This window comes from Bradyrhizobium sp. CCBAU 53351 (assembly GCF_015291745.1).
In the GTDB taxonomy this organism is placed as follows: domain Bacteria; phylum Pseudomonadota; class Alphaproteobacteria; order Rhizobiales; family Xanthobacteraceae; genus Bradyrhizobium.
Genome location: NZ_CP030059.1, coordinates 5,659,002 through 5,677,386, shown reverse-complemented (window position 1 = coordinate 5,677,386; position 18,385 = coordinate 5,659,002). Strand labels below are relative to the sequence as shown.

Genomic DNA, 18,385 nt, shown 5'->3' with positions numbered 1-18,385 from the left:
TAGATAAATGGGCCCGCTATTCTGAACATTGCGGACGAAAGGGATTTCATGGGCATCCGAACGGAGAGCGTGAGCGCCATGTCGGCGTTCGTGCAGGCCGCCGAACTGCGGAGCTTCAAGCTGGCGGGCCAGCAGTTGGCGCTGTCCTCTTCCGCGATCGGAAAGACGATCGCGAAGCTCGAGGATCAACTGGGGGCGCGGCTCTTCCATCGTTCGACCCGGGCGATCGCGCTGACCCGGGAAGGCGAGATCTTTCTAGAGCGCTGCCGGCGCGTGCTCGGCGAACTCGAGGCGGCAGAGGCTGAACTGGCGCAGACGACGGCAAGTCCGCAGGGACGGCTCCGCGTGGGCGTTCCCTTCGCCGGCGACCTGCTGACGCCGCTGTTCGGGGAGTTCGTGTCGAAATATCCGGAGATCGAACTCGACCTCGACTACGACGACCGTCTCGTCGACGTAATCGACGACGGCTTCGACGCCGTCATCCGATCCGGCGAGGTGAGCGACAGCCGCCTGATGCACGTGAAGCTCGGAGACTTCTCGTCGCGGATGGTCGCCTCGCCCGGCTATCTCGACCGAGCGGGAGTGCCCCGAAGGGCTTGCGATCTCGCGAAACACCGGCTGCTGCACCACCGCTTCTACGAGACCGGAAAGCTCGCCGATTGGGGGCCCGCGATTCCCGAAGGCACGGTCCTGCCGGTGGCGATCGCGGCCACCTCGCTGGAGCCGCTAATCCGACTGGCGGAGGCGGGTCATGGAATCGCTTCCGTGCCTTATTTCGCCGTCGCCGACCGCATCCGGTCCGGCACGCTCCGCGAGGTGCTGTCTGGAGCCAAGAGAAACAACCGGGCGCTCCGCCTGCTGTGGCCACGCAGCAATTTCCCGCTGCCGAAGGTGTCCGTGTTCGTGAAGTTCATGATGGAATCGCTAAAAATTACGTTGCGGGAAGGTTGAAGGAACATCACCCCCGGCATCGCCAAGTCCGTCGGTAAGGCCTACAACACGACCAAGCGGCACGAATTCGAAGTGACCGTATCGGTCGTCGCGGAGCAGCGGGTCGGACCACGGCTTTGACAAGGCTTCGACCGCGGAACTCCGGAGACGGCTGGAGCCGCTCGTCCGGAAGACGCAGCCCTACGCTAAGCGGATCGCCCATAAGGGCGTCTGGGTCGAACCGAAGCTGCGCGCGGAGATCGAGTACCGCGCGAAGTCGGCGGAGGGGAAGGTCCGGCACCGGTTCTTCAAGGGGTCTGAACAGCCTATTGATGGCCTCACTAATATCGGCTTCCACGCACCATGCGGACATAGCACTGATTGCGGTCTAGAGCCACCCTTGCGCAAATATCTGGTTTTGTACAAAATCGGCCAATCTTCGCCTCCGGAGGTCTCTGAATGTTGAGGCGCAACTTCGTAAAGGCCGTCGCTTGCAGTCCTTTAGTTTGGCCGGCCATCTTAAGCGCGGAGCAAACGCGAAACACACCTTGGCGTATCGCCCATGTCTATCCGGGGAAATACGACAACCCCTCGGATTTAGCTTTGTATGACGTCTTTCGCGGAGAACTGCGGAAGCTGGGCTATGCGGAAGGAAAAAACCTGATCATAGATCAGCGAAGCGCCGAGGCAATACTGGAGCGCTTACCGTCGTTTTATGAAGAGCTAATTGCACTTCGTCCCGACGTCATTGTCGCAATCACTACACCGGCAATAGCCGCGGCACAGAAGGCGACATCCTCTATTCCCATTGTCATGGCACCAGCTACTGATCCCATTGGATCCGGCTTCATCAAAAGCTACGCGCGCCCGGGCGGCAACATAACTGGCATGGCTAACATGAACGGAGACGCGCTGGGGAAGGCCATCGAGTTGCTCCACGATATCGTGCCGTCCGCGAAGCGAATTGCTGTTCTGTTGTCCAACAATCCAACTCACCCACAACAGTACGACCTTGCCGAAACCGCGATAAGGGGCTTGAACCTCACTGCGGTTCGAGTGGTGGCACCAACACCGGCCGATTTAGAGCAGGCGTTTGAGGTAATGAAAAGAGAAAACAGCGATGCTCTGTTTGTGCTTGCCGATGTAACGCGCCCAAGCATCGTCACCTTAGCAGCAAAGTCACGAACTCCGACCATCTATCAGACCGCTGTCTACGCTCCTATGGGGGGGTAGCCAGCTACAGTCCAGCCTTAGACCCAATCTATCAGAAGGTGGCTCAATATTGCGACAGGATATTCAAGGGAGCAAAGCCCGCGGAACTACCGGTCGAACAGCCCGTGATTTTTGAACTTTCGCTCAACCTTAAGACAGCAACTTTCTTCGGAATAAAATTTCCGGATCACCTCATCGCCCGAGCCGACAAAATTATCGAGTGACTTCGGCTTCTGGCCCAGCGCGTGGGTTGGCACACCAAAGGGTCATGTCGGGTGCGAGGGGTAGAGCAGAAGCCGTCCGAGTCATGGCCGACCGCAGCTTTTGACCGATTCCGTTGAAAAAGGCGGGCAGTATTTCCTTGTAATGGCTCGGTCGCGATGTGGCCGAACTGCTCTACCGATCGCTATGCGAGCCTCGGGGTGGACATCGGGATCAGCTTGGCCATCTTTCTTAGGTTCTGGGCGGTGGCCGCCAGGATGAACTCGTCATGCGCACCGTTTGGACCTCGTAAGCGTAGACGGTCGAGTTTGAGGATGCGCTTGAGGTGCGCGAACAGCATCTCGATCTTCTTGCGGAGCCGACGCGAGGTGCGGCCCTCCCATGATCTTGCGATCTGGCGCGCCATGTCGCGAGCGCCCTCGTAGATCGAGCGTGGCACCCTCCGTGATGGCTGCTTGGGGCAGCATCGGGACTTCAATGCGCAGCGATCACAATCGTGCTTGCTGGCAAGGTAAAGCATGGTGGCGCCATCATTCACCAGCGTTCCGGTCGTGGTAAGAACTTTGCCGCCGGGGCAACGATAAACGTCCCCGGCGTGGTCATAGGTGAAGTCGTCGCGCGAGAAGATCCCGTCTGTGCGAGCCGACTTGTCGAAGACTGTAACGTGCGGCTCGATGCCATGCTCATAGACCAGCCAGGCGAGCATCTCGGCCGAGCCATAGCCGCTGTCGCCGAGGAGCCGGCTCGGATAGAGATCAAACCGCTCCAGCGAGCGCTCAATCATGCGCTTGGCAGCCAATACCTCCGCCTGCCGGATTGCCGTCGTCGCCTCAACATCGACGATGATCGCGTTCTCGATGTCGATCAGGTAGTTCGTCGAGTAGGCAAAGAAGGCTTGGCCGCCGTGCGCTCCCGTCCAGCGCGCCGCTGGGTCGGAGGGCGACACGAACTTCGGGGTCACTTCGGTGGCTGCTCCGAACGCGGCATCATCGAGGACAGCCAGATACTCGTCGATCGCTCGGCCGGCAGCCTCCGGTGGAAGTCCCTTGTCGCCTTCGATCCCCTTCTGCCGATTGGCATCGGCCTTGATCAGGCTCGCATCGACGGCGAATCCTTCACCACCGACCAGCCGCTCCTCGATACAGCGACGCAAAACGCTCTCGAACACGCACCGGAAGAGGTCGCTCTGTCGGAAGCGGCCATGCCTGTTCTTGGAGAACGTCGAGTGATCAGGTACTGCGCCATCTAGACCAAGCCGGCAGAACCATCGGTAGGCCAAGTTAAGGTGGACCTCATCGCACAGGCGCCGCTCCGATCGAATGCCGAAGCAGTAACCGATCAGCAGCATCCGGATCATCAGCTCGGGATCGATCGAAGGTCGACCGATACTACTGTAGAAAGGCGCCAGGTCCTGTCTGACCTCTTCAAGGTCGACAAATCTATCGATCGACCGGAGCAAGTGGTCGGCCGGGATATGCCTTTCCAGCGAGAACTCATAGAACAACGCGGCCTGCTCGACTTGCCGATGTCCCATCATGATCTTCAGTCCTGCCAATTAGACTGACTGAATCATTGATCCCTCTGCGTCGCAACCGCCGCCTTTTTCAACAGAATCGGCCCATTGCAGAAGTTCAGAAGGCTGCAACTTCGGTCTGCTATTTAGCATAAAGCAGACCTCTTTCTACCGTCCGACCGATAAGCTTTCATACGCTTATCAGTCGCCCCGCTGGAGGACGTTACGGACGACGGCCTTAACATGCCGATAATCTTGTTGCCTTGCAGGAATTGGCAAGCAAATCGCGTTTTCAAGTTCATCCAGCCAGAAACCCTCCGTCCACCGCCACAACAGTTCCGGTCGCATATTGCGACGCCGGCATGCAGAGGAACGCGACGGCCCCGGCAATGTCCTCCGGCTGACCCCAGCGCTTGAACGCGGTACGGTCGGCGATGCGCTGATAATGCGCAAGGTCGGTGCGGCCGGCGGCATTGATCGCTGTTTCGATATAGCCGGGTGCAACAGCGTTGACGCGAATGCCGTCTTCGGCCCACTTCAAAGCCAGTGCCTTGGTCAGCATCACCACACCGCCCTTGCTAGCGCAATAGGCCGGTATCCGCGGCAAGGCCAGGGTCGCGTTCATCGAGGCGATGTTGACGATCGAGCCTCTGAATTCCGACAGTAGCGGCTGGAATGCCATGCAGGTCCGGAACGTGCCGGCGAGGTTGACGTTGATCACCTTCATGAAGGTCTCGATCTCGAATTCCTTGTCCCGTGCCAGAATGCCGGCACAATTGACCAGGGCGTCGACGCGCTCCTGCTTCTTGGCAAACGCCGTGACAGCCGCATCATCCGTGACATCAAGCGTCGCCAGGGTCAGGCCGCCGCGCGGCTTGAGCAGCGTGCGGGCGAGGTCAGCCTCGTTGGCGCCGGTCGCCGTGACTGTCGCGCCGAGATCGCAGAACTGGTTGCTGATCGCCGCGCCAATGTCGCCGGCGCCGCCGATCACGACGGCATGGAATCCGGGGGCGAGAGAAAAATTCGAACTCATGGGCAGGGTCTCACTTCAGGGGTTTCGGAGGCGGAGCTGTCGATTCGCGGACCACGAGCGAGAAGTCGATCTCGCGGTGCATGATGGTCTGCTCGCCGGCGAGGCTGCGCACCAGATATTCGCCGGCGCGCTGCCAGGTTTCTCCGGTCGGAACATGGATCGTGGTCAGGCTCGGCCGCAGATGCCTGCTCCAGTCGAGGTCGTCGAAGCCGACCACTGACAGGTCGCGCGGCACGGAGAACCCGTCGCGCTCCGCCTCGAGCAGCACGCCATAGGCGATGACGTCGTTGCCGCACACCACGGCCGTCGGACGGTCCTTCAGGTTCAGGAGATGGCGTGCCGCCTCGCGTGCGTCGTCCAGCGTATAGGGCACCTCGACATGCCATTGCGGCGGAAGCTCGATGCCGTTCTCGGCGAGCGCGCGGCGAAAGCCCGCGACGCGGGCGCTGGCGCGGTCGTTGTTGCGCTGGAGCGCCGAGACGATGCCGATACGGCGATGGCCGAGCTCGATGACATGCGCGGCGGCGCGATGGGCGGCGGCTTCGTTGTCGGTGCCGACGCAGGGGTAGGGCCGGTCAGGCTGGTAGATGCCGACATTGATGAAGGGCACGGCGTTGTCGGCGAGCAGTTTTCGCAGGCCGTCGTGATGGCAGTCGCCGCGCAGCACAAGGCCGTCGACGCCGCGGCTGATCAGATTGCGCGCCTGCTGCAATTCGACGTCGAGATCGTAGCCGCTGGTGGTGAGAAACAGCATGTATCCGACCGAGGACAGGTATTGCTGCAGCGAGGCGATGCCGCGCGCGAACATCGTGTTGTCGATGGTCGGCACGATCGCGCCAAGGGTGCGCGAGCGGCGCGACGACAAGATGCGTGCCGGCGCGTGCGGGATGTAGCCGAGCGCGTCGATGGCCTGCTCGATGCGCGCGCGCAGGGAGGGGCTCACCGCATCGGGATTGTTGAGGGCACGCGAGACCGATGCCGTTGACACGCCGGCACGCGCCGCGACGGCGCGGATACCCTGTTTCACCGACTTGGCGTTGGTCAGTCTCATGATGTAACGTTACATCTCGCGTGACAAGCTGCGTGGTAGCGGGAATGAAGCAAATCTGCCGCAGATTGTGCCGTTTGTCCATGGCTTGACACGGTCGATGCTAGGTCTATTTTGTAACCGTTTTCAGATAGTGATCAAACGTACTCAAAATGGTCCGCCAGCTTAAGGCGGCCAGCCGGGAGGAGAGTTCAATGAAGGCCAGGATGCTCGCGACGCATGTCGCGTTGCCCGTTCTCGCGATTGCCGCGATCAGCGCACAGGCGAACGCGGCCGATTTCGACTGGACGAAGTTCAAGGGCAAGACGATCACCTTTCTCGCCAACAACAATCCGGTCTCGCAGGCGCTGCTGACCTACAAGGCCGATTTCGAGAAGTTGACCGGCATGACCCTGAAGGTCGACGCCTATCAGGAGCAGCAGATGCGCCAGCGTCTGGTCACGGTCATGAATGCGAACAGCGACGAGGTCGACGTCTTCATGACGCTGCCCTCGCGCGAGGGCGAGCAGTTCGCCGCCGCCGGCTGGTACGGCGATCTCACCGCGATGGCCAAGAACGAGGTCGCCAAGGACTACGATCCAGCCGGGCTGAGCCAGGCGCTGCTCAAGGCCGCGACCTTCGGCGGCAAGTTGACCAGCATGCCGATGAACATCGAGGGCCCGATCTTCTACTACCGCACCGACATCTTCAAGAAGTGCGGTCTCGAAGCGCCCAAGACCATCAAGGACGTCGAAACCGCCGCCGAGAAGATCAAGACCTGCGACAGCGCGGTGACGCCGTTCGTCTCGCGCGGCCTCAAGCCCGCGGTAGCCTATACGTTCAGCAACATGCTGCACAATATCGGAGGCACGTACATCGCCAATGGCAAGTCGAACCTCTGCTCGGCCAAGGGCAGGGAAGCGCTCGACACCTACAGCCGACTGCTGCGCGACTTCGGCCCGCCCGGCGTCGTCAATTACAGCTTCCAGCAAATCTCCGCACTCTACCGCAGCGGCCGCGCCGCGATGGCGTTTGAGTCCTCGAACGAACTGCGCACGGTGATGGACGGCGGCGCGCGCCTGAAGGATACCGGCCTGCTGCCGTTCCCGGCCGGCGAAGCCGGCCAGGTGCCGACCACGATCGGCTGGGGCATGGCGGTGTCCTCGCACAGCAAGCAGCCGGAGGCGGCCTGGTACTTCGTGCAATGGGCGACCAGCCCCGAAGTGCAGAAGAAGATGGCGCTCCAGGGCATCGCCCCGCCGCGCCCGTCGGTCGCCAAGGATCCTGAATATCGCAAGTGGATCGACGAGGAGCCGGTTCGCAAGGAATGGCAGGCCACGCTCGACGTGCTCGCCACCAAGGGGTCCTCCGAGGTCGGCTATCCCATCGTCGCCAATCCGGAATCGCGTGAGTTCATTGGCCAGGCGGTGCAGGACCTCATCCTGAAGCAGAAGCCGATCGAGCAGGCCTGCGCCGATGCCGACAAGGCGCTCGATGCATTGATTGCCCAGAAGTAACGGCCTCACGTCGGCAGGCTTGCGGCCTGCCGGCTCTTCACTCCCAGGGACAAGGACGCATGTCGGACACGGCTGCGACACTCACGCAGGACCGGCAGAAGCTGGAGATGGCGGCGCTTTCGGCGCCGGCCGTACTGTTCACGGTCGCGATGATCGCGTTTCCGGTCGTCTATACGATCTGGCTCGGCTTCCAGACGTTCACCTCGACCGGCAAGCAGTCGTTCGCAGGCCTCGCCAATTATTCCAAGCTGATCTCCGACGTCGAGTTCTGGCACGGGCTGTGGATCACCATCGCGCTGTTCATGCTGTCGCTCGCGCTCCAGCTCGTGTTCGGCGTCTGGCTCGCGCTGGTGCTGTTCCATGCCAAGCGTCTGGCGGGCATCGTGCGCTCGCTGTTCATCTCACCCTTCATGATGCCGCCTGTCGTGGCCGGGATGATGTGGCTGGTGATCCTCGACCCCTCGCTGGGCGCGGCCAACTACGTCCTGCAATCGTTCGGCCTGCCGCCGTCGGACTGGCTGGCCTCGCCGACATGGGTGATTCCGACCGTGGCGCTGATCGACAGCTGGCAGTGGACGCCCTACGTCGCATTGATCGTGCTGGGCGGCCTGCAGTCGCTGCCGCCGAGCGTCTACGAGGCCGCGCAGATCGACGGCGCATCGGCGTTCAAGACCTTCCAGCGCATCACCTTGCCCTTGCTGCTGCCGACCATCGTCACTGCGGCGATCCTGCGCAGCGTCGATCTCCTGCGCTTCTTCGACATCATCTACATCACCACCCAGGGCGGCCCGGGCAATGCCTCGAACACGCTCAACATCTACGGCTTCCGGGTCGGTTTCGAGTTCTTCAATATCGGCTATGCGAGCGCGCTGATGCTGACGCTGACCGCGATCGTGTTCGGCGCCGTGCTCGCCTTCAATCGCCTGCGCGGCGCGGTGGCGTGGTGATCTCATGAGCGATGCCGCCAACACCGATCGCTGGATCCGCTGGCTCAACACGCTGCAGCTCGTGCTCGCCGGCGTGCTCATCATGGCGCCGACGGTGTGGATGGTACTGTCGTCGTTCAAGCCGTCCTTCGAGGTCACGGCCTATCCTCCCACGCTGATCTTCTCGCCGACGCTCGAGAATTACGTCGAGCTGACCAGGACCACGCCGTTCCTGAGCTACGCGCTCAACAGCCTCATCGTCACCGTCGGCTCGACCGCGCTCGGGCTGCTGTTCGGAATTCCTGCCGCCTTCGCCGTTTCCTGGACGCGGATCACGTGGCCGGCGATCCTGACGCTCGCCGCGCGCATGGCGCCGGGCACGCTGTTCCTGCTGCCGTGGTACGTCATGTTCCGGCAGATCGGCATGATCGGCTCCTACACCGCGCTGATCCTCAGCCACGCGGTCATCACGCTGCCGATCGTGATCTGGGTGCTGTTGCCGTCGTTCGACGCCATTCCGCGCAGTGTCTTCGAAGCCGCGCAGGTCGATGGGTGCAGCGTCATGCGCATCCTCTGGCGCATCGCGATGCCCCTGGTGGCGTCCGGGATCGCGGTCTCGGCGATCCTCGCCTTCGTGTTTTCGTGGAACTACTTCCTGTTTGCGCTGGTGCTCTCCAATGGCGACACCAAGACGCTGATCGCGGCGGCCTTCAACTTCATCGGCGAAGGCTCGACGCAATGGGGCGCCCTCATGGCCGCGGCGACGCTGATCGCATTGCCGCCGCTGGTGCTGGCGGCCCTGGTTCAGCGCTGGCTGGTGTCCGGACTGACGCTCGGCGCGGTGAAAGGCTGAATCCGATGACCATAACCCCCCGTCCGAATTCGATCATGCAGGCCGCCGTCTTCCACGGCAACGACCGCATCACCATCGAGCGCGTGGCGATTCCCGAGATCGGCACCGGCGAGGTGCTGGTGCGCGTCTCGCGCACCGCTCTGTGCGGTTCGGATTTCAAGCTCTGGCACAAGGGCGCCGAGTTTACCGCCGGCCACGAAATCTTCGGTGTCGTCGAGCAGCCCGGTCACAGGCTGCACAGCCGCCGCTGCGCTGTCTACATCCCCCTGCATTGCGACCGTTGCGCGGCGTGCAAACGCGGCGACACCCAGATGTGCCTGGAAGTCTCCAGCTTGATCGGCTGGAACAGGCCGGGCGGTTATGCCGAATATGTGCCGGTGCCAGAAAACTGCTTGCTGCCGGTGCCCGATGATATCGAGGACAGTCTCGCGCCGCTGCTGCTCGACACCATCGGCACCTCGGGCCACGCTGTACGCTTCGTCAGTCGCGTCGTGCCGCCACGCGAAACCGGCCCGGTGCTCGTGATGGGGGCAGGGCCCGTCGGTCTCGGCGTCGTGCTGGCGCTCCGTGCGCTCGGCTACGACGACGTCCATGTCGCCGATCCCAATGCGGCGCGGCTCAAGATCGCGCAATCCTTTGGCGCGAAGGCCCACCCCGTCGGCGATATCTCCACGCGTTTCGCGCTCATTGTGGAATGCTCCGGCGCGCACGTGGCGCGCAACCTCGGCATCGAACTGGTGCTGCCGCGCGGCGCCCTGGTGCTGGTCGGCGAGAACGCCGCGCCCTGGACCATCGAGGAAGGCAAGGTCTTCCGCCGCAAGGACTTCTATATGATCCGGACGTTCTACTTCCCGGTCTCGGATTTCGAGCCGAATGTCGAGCTACTGCGCAAGTACAAGGACGAATACCGCGTCCTCGTCGACGGCGAGTTCGGCCTGTCGGCTCTGCCTGAGAATTTCGACCGCTTCGCCAAGGGCGAGTTGATCAAGCCCGTGCTGGCGCTGGACTGAGCGATCATGGCCTCGATCTCGATCCGCAATCTCACCAAGCGCTATGGCAATTTCACCGTGATCCCCGATCTCAATCTGGAGATCGCGGACCATGAATTCGTTGTCTTCGTCGGTCCGTCCGGCTGCGGCAAGTCGACCTTGCTGCGGATCATCGCCGGCCTCGAGCCGATCTCGTCGGGAGACCTCTACATAGGCGACAAGCGCGTCAACGGCGTGCAGGCCGCGCAGCGCGATATTGCGATGGTGTTCCAGGACTACGCGCTCTATCCGCACATGAAGGTCTACGACAATATGTCGTTTGCGCTGGAGTTGCGTGGAGTGCCGAAGGCGGAGATCGACGCCCGCGTGAAGCGCGCCGCGGCGCTGTTGCACATCGAGCCTTATCTCGACCGCAAGCCGAAGGAACTGTCCGGCGGCCAGCGCCAGCGTGTCGCCATGGGCCGTGCCATCGTGCGCAACCCTAAGGCTTTCCTGTTCGACGAGCCGCTGTCCAACCTCGACGCCAAGCTGCGCGGGCAGGTTCGCGCCGAGGTCAAGGCGCTGTCGCAGGAGTTGAAGACCACCATGGTCTTCGTCACCCACGACCAGATCGAAGCCATGACCATGGCTGATCGCATCGTTGTACTCCAGAGCGGAACGATCCAACAGTACGACACGCCGGAGACGGTTTACGAGCGGCCGGCCAACCAGTTCGTCGCCGGCTTCATCGGCTCGCCCGCGATGAATTTTTTTCCGGTCGAGTGGCGCGGGGAGGGAGCGATCCTCTCGCAAGGCGCGACGGCGGTGCCGCTGGATGGCGGGACCGCGAGCCGACTCCGCCAGGCCGGCAGCGCCGTGCTCGGCGTCCGCCCCGAGCATTTCGCCGTCGCCGCCGATGCGGCCGATGGCATCGCCATCAACATCAGGCTGGTCGAGCCGCTCGGCTCGGACACGCTGATTCATTTCGATCTCGCCGGCGGCTCCGCCATCGCGCGGGTCGATCCGGCTCTGCGGCCGAAGGTCGGCGATCGCATCACGCTACGCCCGCAGCCAGGCAAGACGCATCTGTTCGATGCCGCCAATGGACAGGTCCTGCGGTGAGCGCGTCAGCCGACATTGCAGCTCTCTCGGCGCTGGCGCATGTCGCTTCCGGTGCGAAGGCCGTGCACGTGATCTGCCTCGGGTTGTCCGCGCTCGACCAGGTCTGGCGCGTCGATCGCCCGTTCGCTGGCGGGAGCGAGAAGATCAAGGCCACCGAATACGGTACGCTCGGCGGTGGCATGGCGGCCAACGCGAGCATCGCGGTGGCGAAGCTCGGCGCGTCCGTCGCATTCTGGGGCCGGGCAGGGGACGACGCCGCCGGTCACGAGATGACATCGGCTTTCACCGCCGAAGGCGTCGACGTCGAGAATTTCCGGCTGTTTCCTGGCGGCCGTTCGTCGGTCTCCGGAATCATCGTCGACAGCTCCGGTGAACGGCAGATCGTCAACTTTCGCGGCCTTTTTCCGGAAGCCGCGGGCTGGCTCCCGCTCGAGGCCGTGGCGCAGGCGTCCTCCGTGCTGGCCGACCCGCGCTGGGTCGAGGGCGCCGCGACGCTGTTCAGGGAAGCGCGCGCACGCGGCATTCCGACCGTGCTCGACGGCGACATGGCCGACGCCGAGGTGTTCGAGCGGCTGCTGCCGCTGACCGACCATGCGATCTTTTCCGAGCCCGCACTGACGGCTTTTGCCGGCTCCGCTGACGACAAATCCCTGGCAGGGCTTGCGCGCTTCGGCTGCCGCGTCGTCGCCGTCACGCGCGGCGAGGGCGGCGTGAGCTGGTACGAGGACGCACAGCTACACCAGCAGGCCGCCTACGCGGTCGACGTCGTCGACACCACAGGCGCGGGCGACGTCTTTCACGGCGCTTATGCGCTCGCGATCGGCGCCGGTCTCGATGGGCGCGCTGCCATGGCGTTTTCGGCGGCCACCGCCGCCATGAAATGCCGTCACGCCGGCGGCCGCAACGGAATCCCTACCATCAACGAGTGTCTTGTATTCATGAGGAAGATGCCATGAGAACGATTGGAAAAAACCGCGGCCTGGCACGGCTTGCCGATGCGGATGGCCATTTTCGCATGGTCGCGCTGGACCAGCGGCCGCCATTGTTCGATGCCATCGCCAAAGCGAAAGGTATCACGCGGGAGCAGGTCGAATATTCCGATGTGACGGCGGCGAAGCGCCTCCTGGTCGAGAATCTCGCGCCGCATTGCAGCTCGATGCTGTTCGATCCGAACTTTGCGGTCCCCGCCGCAATCGATCTGCTGCCGCCACGGTGCGGCCTGATCATGACACTGGAAGAGCACCGCGTCGAGGAGACCGCGGGTGGCCGCAAGTCGCGTGCGATCAGCAACTGGAGCGTGGACAAGATCCGCGCCATGGGCGGCGACGCCGTCAAGGTGCTGGCCTGGTACCGGCCGGACGCCGATGCTGCGGTGAACGAGCACCAGAAGAAGTTCGTCCGCGAGATCGGCGAAGACTGTGCCCGCCACGATATTCCCTACGTGCTCGAGCTGCTGGTCTATCCGTTTCTTGGCAGCGCCAACCACACCGCCGACTACGTGGAATCGCCCGGCAAGCTGCCGGGCCTCGTCATCGACAGCGTGCGCGAGTTTGCGAAGCCCGAATATGGCGTCGACCTCCTCAAGCTGGAGAGCCCGCTCGCGGCCAACGGCCTGCCGGCCCGCGACGGCAGCGCTGACGCGAAAGCCGCGCAGAAGGAGTTCGATGCGATCGGCGATATCTGCCGCGAGCGCAGCATCCCCTGGGTGCTGCTGTCCGGCGGCGCCGCGCCGGAAAAGTTCGAGCGCGTGCTTGAGTACTCCTATGCCGCCGGCGCGAGCGGCTTTCTCGCGGGCCGCACCATCTGGCTCGATGCCGTGCTGAAGAACTTCCCGGACCGCGCGGCGGTGGCAGCCAGCCTGCGCAAGGACGGCCTCAACGTGCTCGACCGGCTCAGCGAACTGACCACGGCCAAGGGCACGGCCTGGAAGGCGCGTTATCCTGTCTTCACCGACATCAAGCAGGAAGGTGACTTCGCGCGCGCTTACTGAGATGGTGTTAGTTCCGCATCGTCTCGCAGGATCTGCAACATGACTGACAGCTTCACCATCCGCTCGATCGAGGCGTTCTGCTATCGCTATCCGCTGGCCACGCCGGTGGTGACGTCGTTCGGCAAGATGCTCAACCGTCCTGCGGTCTTCGTTCGCGTGATCGACGAAGACGGGGTCGAGGGATGGGGCGAAGCCTGGTCCAATTTTCCAGCCCCGGGCGCGGAGCACCGCGCCCGGCTGGTCACCGAAGTGCTGGCGCCCGGCCTGGTCGGACGCAAATTCGAGGGGCCCGCCCAGGCTTTCGAAACCCTGACCAAGGGCACCAAGGTGCTGGCGCTCCAGTGCGGCGAGCCCGGTCCGTTCGCGCAGGCGATCTCCGGCATTGATCTCGCGCTGTGGGATCTCGCGGCGCGACGCAAGCGCCTGCCGTTGTGGCGGCTGCTCGGCGGCCAATCCGGCAAGATCAAGGTCTATGCCAGCGGCATCAATCCCGGCGGTGCCGCGCAGACGGCGGAAGCCGCGCTCAAGCGCGGCCATCGCGCGCTGAAGCTGAAGGTCGGGTTTGGCGCCGAGACTGATCTGGCCAACCTCACCGCGCTGCGCGGCATCGTCGGCGCGGGCATGCTGGCCACCGACGCCAATCAGGGCTGGTCGGTGGATCAAGCCCTGGAGATGCTGCCGCGCCTCGCCGCGTTCGATCTGCGCTGGCTGGAGGAGCCGATCCGCGCCGACCGGCCGCGCGAGGAATGGCGCAGGTTGCGGGCAGCCGCGAAGATGGCGATTGCCGCCGGCGAAAACATCTCCAGCGTGGAAGATTTCAAAGAGGTCCTGGCCGAAGACGTGCTCGGCGTAGTCCAGCCCGATATCGCCAAATGGGGCGGGCTTACCGTTTGCGTAGAACTCGCCCGCCAAATCCTGGGGGTAGGCAAGACGTTCTGTCCGCACTATCTCGGCGGAGGCATCGGCCTGCTTGCGTCTGCACATCTGCTCGCGGCTGTCGGCGGTGATGGCTGGCTGGAGGTCGATGCCAATGATAATCCGTTGCGCGATTTGTTTTGCGGCCCGGTTGCCGATGTGAGGGAGGGCGGGATTGAATTGAACCAAAATCCCGGGCTTGGAATACTGCCTGATCTCTCCGCTATCGAGCGCTATCGCAGCATCTAGGCTAGAAGATGAGTCTCCCGAGTTTTCGGCGGCCAAATCGTCATGCGGCCTGCCGAATTCTTTCTTGCTGCTCGCCCAGAGTGTTTGGTTCCAACCGGAATTGGGGTACGGCTCTTCGACTAACTCCGCGGCCAAGCCAATTGATCAGGGCTTCCTGTTCCGTGAGCGACTTACCGAGTGCGGAAAACACGACGGTACTGATAGCTTGTTGCTGGCTGCGCAGGTGGTCTTCAACCAGCTTGTGTCGAGTGACATAACCTGCGTTCACACCAGGGATAGAATGGTTCATGAGGAGCTTGGCATCGAACTCCGAAACGCCAGCAGCGGTGGCAATCGTCCGAAATGTTTGACGAAGGTCATTGCCCCACTTTGACAAGATATCTCGATCCTCCTTTGTTTCAGCTAGGTGTCCGGAGCCGCTCTCAGCTGGAAACAGCCATTCCCGTGCTTGAGACGAATACATTTGCCTGCCGAAACGAAGCACCCGAATGAGACACAGGATCATTTCACGTGACAGCGGGATGTCGAACGCTCGCTTGCTGCCTCCCTTGGGCTTAGGGATGTGGAGCGTTCGCCGTCGAAAATTGATGTGTTTCGGCTTAGCCTGCTGCAAGGCGGTGGGCCTAGACCCACACAACAAGGTGAAAAGATGGAATTCGCGTCGGATTGGATTATCTAGACTCGCCAGCTCTATGAACCATCCTTTCAAGTCGCTGACGCCCATGCCGGTATTCCTTCGCTCCTCCTGGTTCCAATCGACAGCATCCGCCGGATTGTCACGCGGTAGCGATCGATTGGTCTTCCGAGCATGATTGTAAATGGCCCGCAGCGTTCGCATGCTGCCATTCGCCATGTAGGGACCGTTCTGCTTGGTAAGCTGATCATGCTTTTCAGCGACGCGACTGGGATCGTTCGCGAGATCGAGGAGAGGGATTTCGAGCCATTCACTAAAGAGGCGCTCGACGTGATCGCGATAGCCGCTTATCGTTTTGTCGCTCCGGCCTTTTCGGACCAAGTGGGCTTCCAGATAGCGCTGCCAAGCCTGCTTCAGGGTAGGGGCCGCTACGGAACTGTTCCCATCGGACCCGGCCTGCCCCGGCTTTTCATCTAGCCTCTTCCTTGGGTGGTGTCCCTTGCTGATCTGAGCAAGATATTCCTTGGCAATCGCGCGGGCCGCTCGCGTCGTCAACTCGCTGGCGTCTCCAATCGACACTCTGATGGACGAGGCCCGCTTTCCTCGTTGTCTAAGATCTCCTTGAACGGTGAACGTCCTTTTCCGCTTCCCCACGACGACGAAGAAGCCTTTCAACTCGGTATCGCGAGCCAGATACCAACCGTCTTCAGGAATCGGTAGCTGAGCGATGGCCTTGTCGCTGAGAGCAATGCGAATGTCAGTCATGGGAGCGGGCGTGAACTGCAAAAACGGTTTTCAAACGGTTTTGGCGAGCCGAGGTATCTGTAGGTCTGGGTTCGCTGGACTGCGAAGCTATGCGACAACTCCCTATAAATAAAAGGCCTTCTTGGATGCTGTCGAAGCCTGGCGAAGATTCAGAAACCGTAGAGAGGTGCCGGTTTTGAACTCTTAATCAGCGGGTCCCAGGTTCGAGCCCTGGTGCGCCCACCATATCAAGGCCTTAGCGAGAAAGACCGTTTGAGTAGCTGATTTCTCAACGATCTTCTCAGGTCAAATAATCAACCTGCCTCGATAGCGCGAGCGGCAGCATCGCCCACGCTCTAGAAGTTCGCCCCCTGAGTGAGGTGTCGGCCGACTTCAGCCGAATGAGCAGGAATGATGCTGCAAGGGATTCAACACCACGATAGGAATCGTGGGTTTGACTCCATTCTCTCCGCCATTTCCATGATTTTCCACGCTAGTCTTCGATGCCGTAGCAGCGGTGTGACGGCAGTGGGAAGCGTCCACACGCCTCCGGCGTCGCTGGTATCGCAGGCTCATCCCGCCGGGTTGGACGATGACGAGGAGCATTGCAGCATATGCTTCTTCGGCTCCCTGCTGTCGACGACGCCATTGCCGAATCGGGCCGGAGCCGCAATCGTTGTCCGCACCGGAACGCGTCCCCGCATGAAGGACATCGTCGGCGTTGTAACCAAGCGTGTGATCGCGGGACGCCGCCATCGATAGCTACGAGGATTGACGGCCGGAGCCCGCCTCTTGGGATGGGGCAAGCTGTTGTCCTACAGTCCGTCTTGCAACCCAGCCCAGAGTCGAGCCTTGGATGATGATGCTGAACAGAACGACCGCATAGGTTGAGGCGAGTATCGCGGTCCTGGCTGGACTATCCGGCAACGACAACGCAAGGGCAACCGAGATCCCGCCACGCACACCTGCCCAGGTCAGGAAAGGCGCGTTTCGCAAGGAGAGCAACCGGGTCCATCCGAACAAGAACGGTTGGACGCCGACTGAGGCAAACCGGGCGAAAAGGACGATCGGCACAGTTGCTGCCGCGAGGCCAAAGCTGCGGAGATCAAAGCGGAGGATGAGTGTCTCGAGCCCGATGAGGGAAAGAGAACCGAATTGAGAATTTCGTCAATGAGCGTCCAAAGCGCGAAGAGATAGCCTTGAGTCCGCTCACTCATTGCATACCGCGGTCCTCGGTCTCCGATAAGAAGACCCGCCGTAACCATAGAAAGCGGTCCGCTGACGTGCAAATGAAGAGCGACAGCGTAAGTACCGGTCACGAGGGCCAGCGAGATCAGAACCTCGATAGCGTAGTCGTCAATGAGTCGCATCGCGCGATACGCGATATAACCGGTCATCAACCCCAGTACGATCCCGCCACCAGCCTCGCGAATCAGCAGCCCTGCGACGTCAGCAGTCGAAACTTGCGCCCCGTCGCCCGAACTCGCGAAGCGAAGCAGGATGGTGAACAGGACAATCCCCACGCCGTCATTGAACAACGCTTCGCCTTCAGTCTCGATCTGTAGTTCTTTAGGTACGTTGGTGTTGCGGAGTGTGCTGAGGACAGCCACCGGATCGGTCGCGCTGATCAATGCGCCGAAGACGAACGCCCAGCCGAGCGAGACCGGTAAGTTCATGAGACCGCAGATAAGCCAGAACATCATGCCGACGAGAGCAGTCGAGATCAACGTGCCAAAAACCGCCAGAAGAAAGACCGGAACCGCGCGGCTCTTGAGCGTTTCAAGATCCACGTGCAGGGCACCGGCGAACAGAAGAAACGCAAGCATTCCGTTCACGACGACTTCGGCAAAGTCGATCTGTCGCAGTCCATCGGCAAGCTGGTCAAGCAGTTGAACTGAGGGAATCGCTGCATCCAAGGTTATCAAAAGCAGCGAGGTCAGGACGCTCATCACTAGAAGTCCTACGCTGCGAGACAGCGGCAGGAACTTGTGGTTGAGCCAGCCGAAGATGGCTGACAGCGTGAGCAGAACGGCGGCAATATCCATTAGCGAAAGCACGGCAAGTTCCATTTGTTCTGGCGAAAGTGCCAACGCATCTCGCTCGCGGACACTGTGCGCGTCAGCTTCTATTCATGCATCTGCGGCGAATGATCGCGACGACGGCTATCCGTCTCTGCATTCACTTCGTGTTCATCGGCCGGACCTAGAAAGCGAACCGGGGCATACGACAAGGAAGAATCATGAAGAAAATCGCCTATGGGTTGGCCGCTGCTGCTTTGCTCGCGGGGACTCAGTTCCTGGTCCCTGCAAATGCGATGACGGCGCCTCCGGTCGGCGCAGCGGCAGCATCCGAGACGATGCGGGTCGGCTACCACTATCATCATCATCGGAGGGTTTGCACGGTGCGGACCATAGTCAAGCGCGGCTATCACGGTCGGCGTATCGTGAAGCACGTGCGTGTCTGCCGATAGCCGCCAGCGACGAGAGGCCGCCCCCTACGGCGGCCCTCTCAGATTTACAGCACTGACCTC

Annotated in this window: 16 protein-coding genes and 2 pseudogenes; 13 read left to right on the top strand and 5 right to left on the bottom strand. The window is 61.8% G+C overall.

The window, feature by feature from the left end; translation table 11 throughout:
* Nucleotides 1–48: 48 nt before the first annotated feature.
* The 4 genes and pseudogenes from XH83_RS26990 (at nucleotide 49) to XH83_RS40415 (ending at nucleotide 2,366) form a co-directional block, all read left to right on the top strand.
* Nucleotides 49–951 (top strand): LysR family transcriptional regulator, encoded by a 903-nt coding sequence (locus XH83_RS26990; RefSeq protein WP_194403710.1) that lies wholly within the window; start codon nucleotides 49–51, stop codon nucleotides 949–951.
* Nucleotides 952–1,057: 106 nt separating this feature from the next.
* A pseudogene (locus XH83_RS39780) lies at nucleotides 1,058–1,261 on the top strand (DNA ligase); the annotation flags it as partial.
* A 128-nt stretch (nucleotides 1,262–1,389) separates the two neighbouring features.
* Nucleotides 1,390–2,163: an ABC transporter substrate-binding protein gene (locus XH83_RS26980; protein WP_194403709.1), complete on the top strand. Its 774-nt coding sequence runs from the start codon at nucleotides 1,390–1,392 to the stop codon at nucleotides 2,161–2,163.
* Between the two features lie 38 nt (nucleotides 2,164–2,201).
* Nucleotides 2,202–2,366: an ABC transporter substrate binding protein gene (locus tag XH83_RS40415; protein ID WP_371746155.1), complete on the top strand. Its 165-nt coding sequence runs from the start codon at nucleotides 2,202–2,204 to the stop codon at nucleotides 2,364–2,366.
* A gap of 182 nt (nucleotides 2,367–2,548) precedes the next feature.
* Here XH83_RS40415 and XH83_RS26970 read toward each other — a convergent pair whose 3' ends face one another.
* The 3 genes from XH83_RS26970 to XH83_RS26960 all read right to left on the bottom strand — a co-directional run bounded on the left by XH83_RS26970 (nucleotide 2,549) and on the right by XH83_RS26960 (nucleotide 5,961).
* Nucleotides 2,549–3,901, bottom strand: a complete 1,353-nt coding sequence (locus XH83_RS26970) for a transposase (protein WP_194403708.1) — start codon at nucleotides 3,899–3,901, stop codon at nucleotides 2,549–2,551.
* A gap of 274 nt (nucleotides 3,902–4,175) precedes the next feature.
* Nucleotides 4,176–4,910, bottom strand: coding sequence for an SDR family NAD(P)-dependent oxidoreductase (locus tag XH83_RS26965; protein WP_194403707.1), 735 nt, complete (start codon nucleotides 4,908–4,910; stop codon nucleotides 4,176–4,178).
* 10 nt (nucleotides 4,911–4,920) lie between these two features.
* Nucleotides 4,921–5,961: a LacI family DNA-binding transcriptional regulator gene (locus XH83_RS26960; protein WP_194403706.1), complete on the bottom strand. Its 1,041-nt coding sequence runs from the start codon at nucleotides 5,959–5,961 to the stop codon at nucleotides 4,921–4,923.
* A gap of 191 nt (nucleotides 5,962–6,152) precedes the next feature.
* On the opposite strand from XH83_RS26960, the gene XH83_RS26955 reads away from it, so the two are divergent.
* The 8 genes from XH83_RS26955 to XH83_RS26920 are packed head-to-tail and all read left to right on the top strand — an operon-like array spanning nucleotide 6,153 to nucleotide 14,477.
* Nucleotides 6,153–7,454 carry an ABC transporter substrate-binding protein gene (locus XH83_RS26955; protein WP_194403705.1) on the top strand — a complete coding sequence of 434 codons (1,302 nt, stop codon included), beginning with the start codon at nucleotides 6,153–6,155 and terminating at the stop codon, nucleotides 7,452–7,454.
* A 59-nt stretch (nucleotides 7,455–7,513) separates the two neighbouring features.
* A complete protein-coding gene (locus XH83_RS26950) occupies nucleotides 7,514–8,401 on the top strand; it encodes a carbohydrate ABC transporter permease (RefSeq protein ID WP_194403704.1) in 888 nt (295 codons plus the stop codon).
* A gap of 4 nt (nucleotides 8,402–8,405) precedes the next feature.
* Entirely contained in the window at nucleotides 8,406–9,233 is an 828-nt protein-coding gene (locus tag XH83_RS26945) for a carbohydrate ABC transporter permease (RefSeq protein ID WP_194403703.1), read from the top strand.
* A 5-nt stretch (nucleotides 9,234–9,238) separates the two neighbouring features.
* On the top strand, nucleotides 9,239–10,243 hold the full coding sequence (locus tag XH83_RS26940; RefSeq protein ID WP_194403702.1) for a zinc-binding dehydrogenase: 1,005 nt from the start codon (nucleotides 9,239–9,241) through the stop codon (nucleotides 10,241–10,243).
* 6 nt (nucleotides 10,244–10,249) lie between these two features.
* Entirely contained in the window at nucleotides 10,250–11,323 is a 1,074-nt protein-coding gene (locus XH83_RS26935; RefSeq protein ID WP_194403701.1) for an ABC transporter ATP-binding protein, read from the top strand.
* Entirely contained in the window at nucleotides 11,320–12,279 is a 960-nt protein-coding gene (locus XH83_RS26930; protein WP_194403700.1) for a sugar kinase, read from the top strand. The genes XH83_RS26935 and XH83_RS26930 overlap by 4 nt, the downstream gene beginning before the upstream one ends.
* The gene (locus XH83_RS26925) at nucleotides 12,276–13,313 is read left to right on the top strand and encodes a tagatose 1,6-diphosphate aldolase (protein WP_194403699.1); all 1,038 of its coding nucleotides are present in this window, start codon (nucleotides 12,276–12,278) and stop codon (nucleotides 13,311–13,313) included. The genes XH83_RS26930 and XH83_RS26925 overlap by 4 nt, the downstream gene beginning before the upstream one ends.
* Nucleotides 13,314–13,352: 39 nt before the next feature.
* Entirely contained in the window at nucleotides 13,353–14,477 is a 1,125-nt protein-coding gene (locus tag XH83_RS26920) for a mandelate racemase/muconate lactonizing enzyme family protein (protein WP_194403698.1), read from the top strand.
* A 40-nt stretch (nucleotides 14,478–14,517) separates the two neighbouring features.
* Here XH83_RS26920 and XH83_RS26915 read toward each other — a convergent pair whose 3' ends face one another.
* The gene (locus XH83_RS26915; RefSeq protein ID WP_194403697.1) at nucleotides 14,518–15,876 is read right to left on the bottom strand and encodes an integrase family protein; all 1,359 of its coding nucleotides are present in this window, start codon (nucleotides 15,874–15,876) and stop codon (nucleotides 14,518–14,520) included.
* A gap of 741 nt (nucleotides 15,877–16,617) precedes the next feature.
* Nucleotides 16,618–17,912, bottom strand: a pseudogene (locus XH83_RS26910) (cation:proton antiporter).
* 182 nt (nucleotides 17,913–18,094) lie between these two features.
* On the opposite strand from XH83_RS26910, the gene XH83_RS26905 reads away from it, so the two are divergent.
* Nucleotides 18,095–18,325 carry a hypothetical protein gene (locus XH83_RS26905; protein ID WP_194408508.1) on the top strand — a complete coding sequence of 77 codons (231 nt, stop codon included), beginning with the start codon at nucleotides 18,095–18,097 and terminating at the stop codon, nucleotides 18,323–18,325.
* The last annotated feature ends 60 nt before the right edge of the window (nucleotides 18,326–18,385 follow it).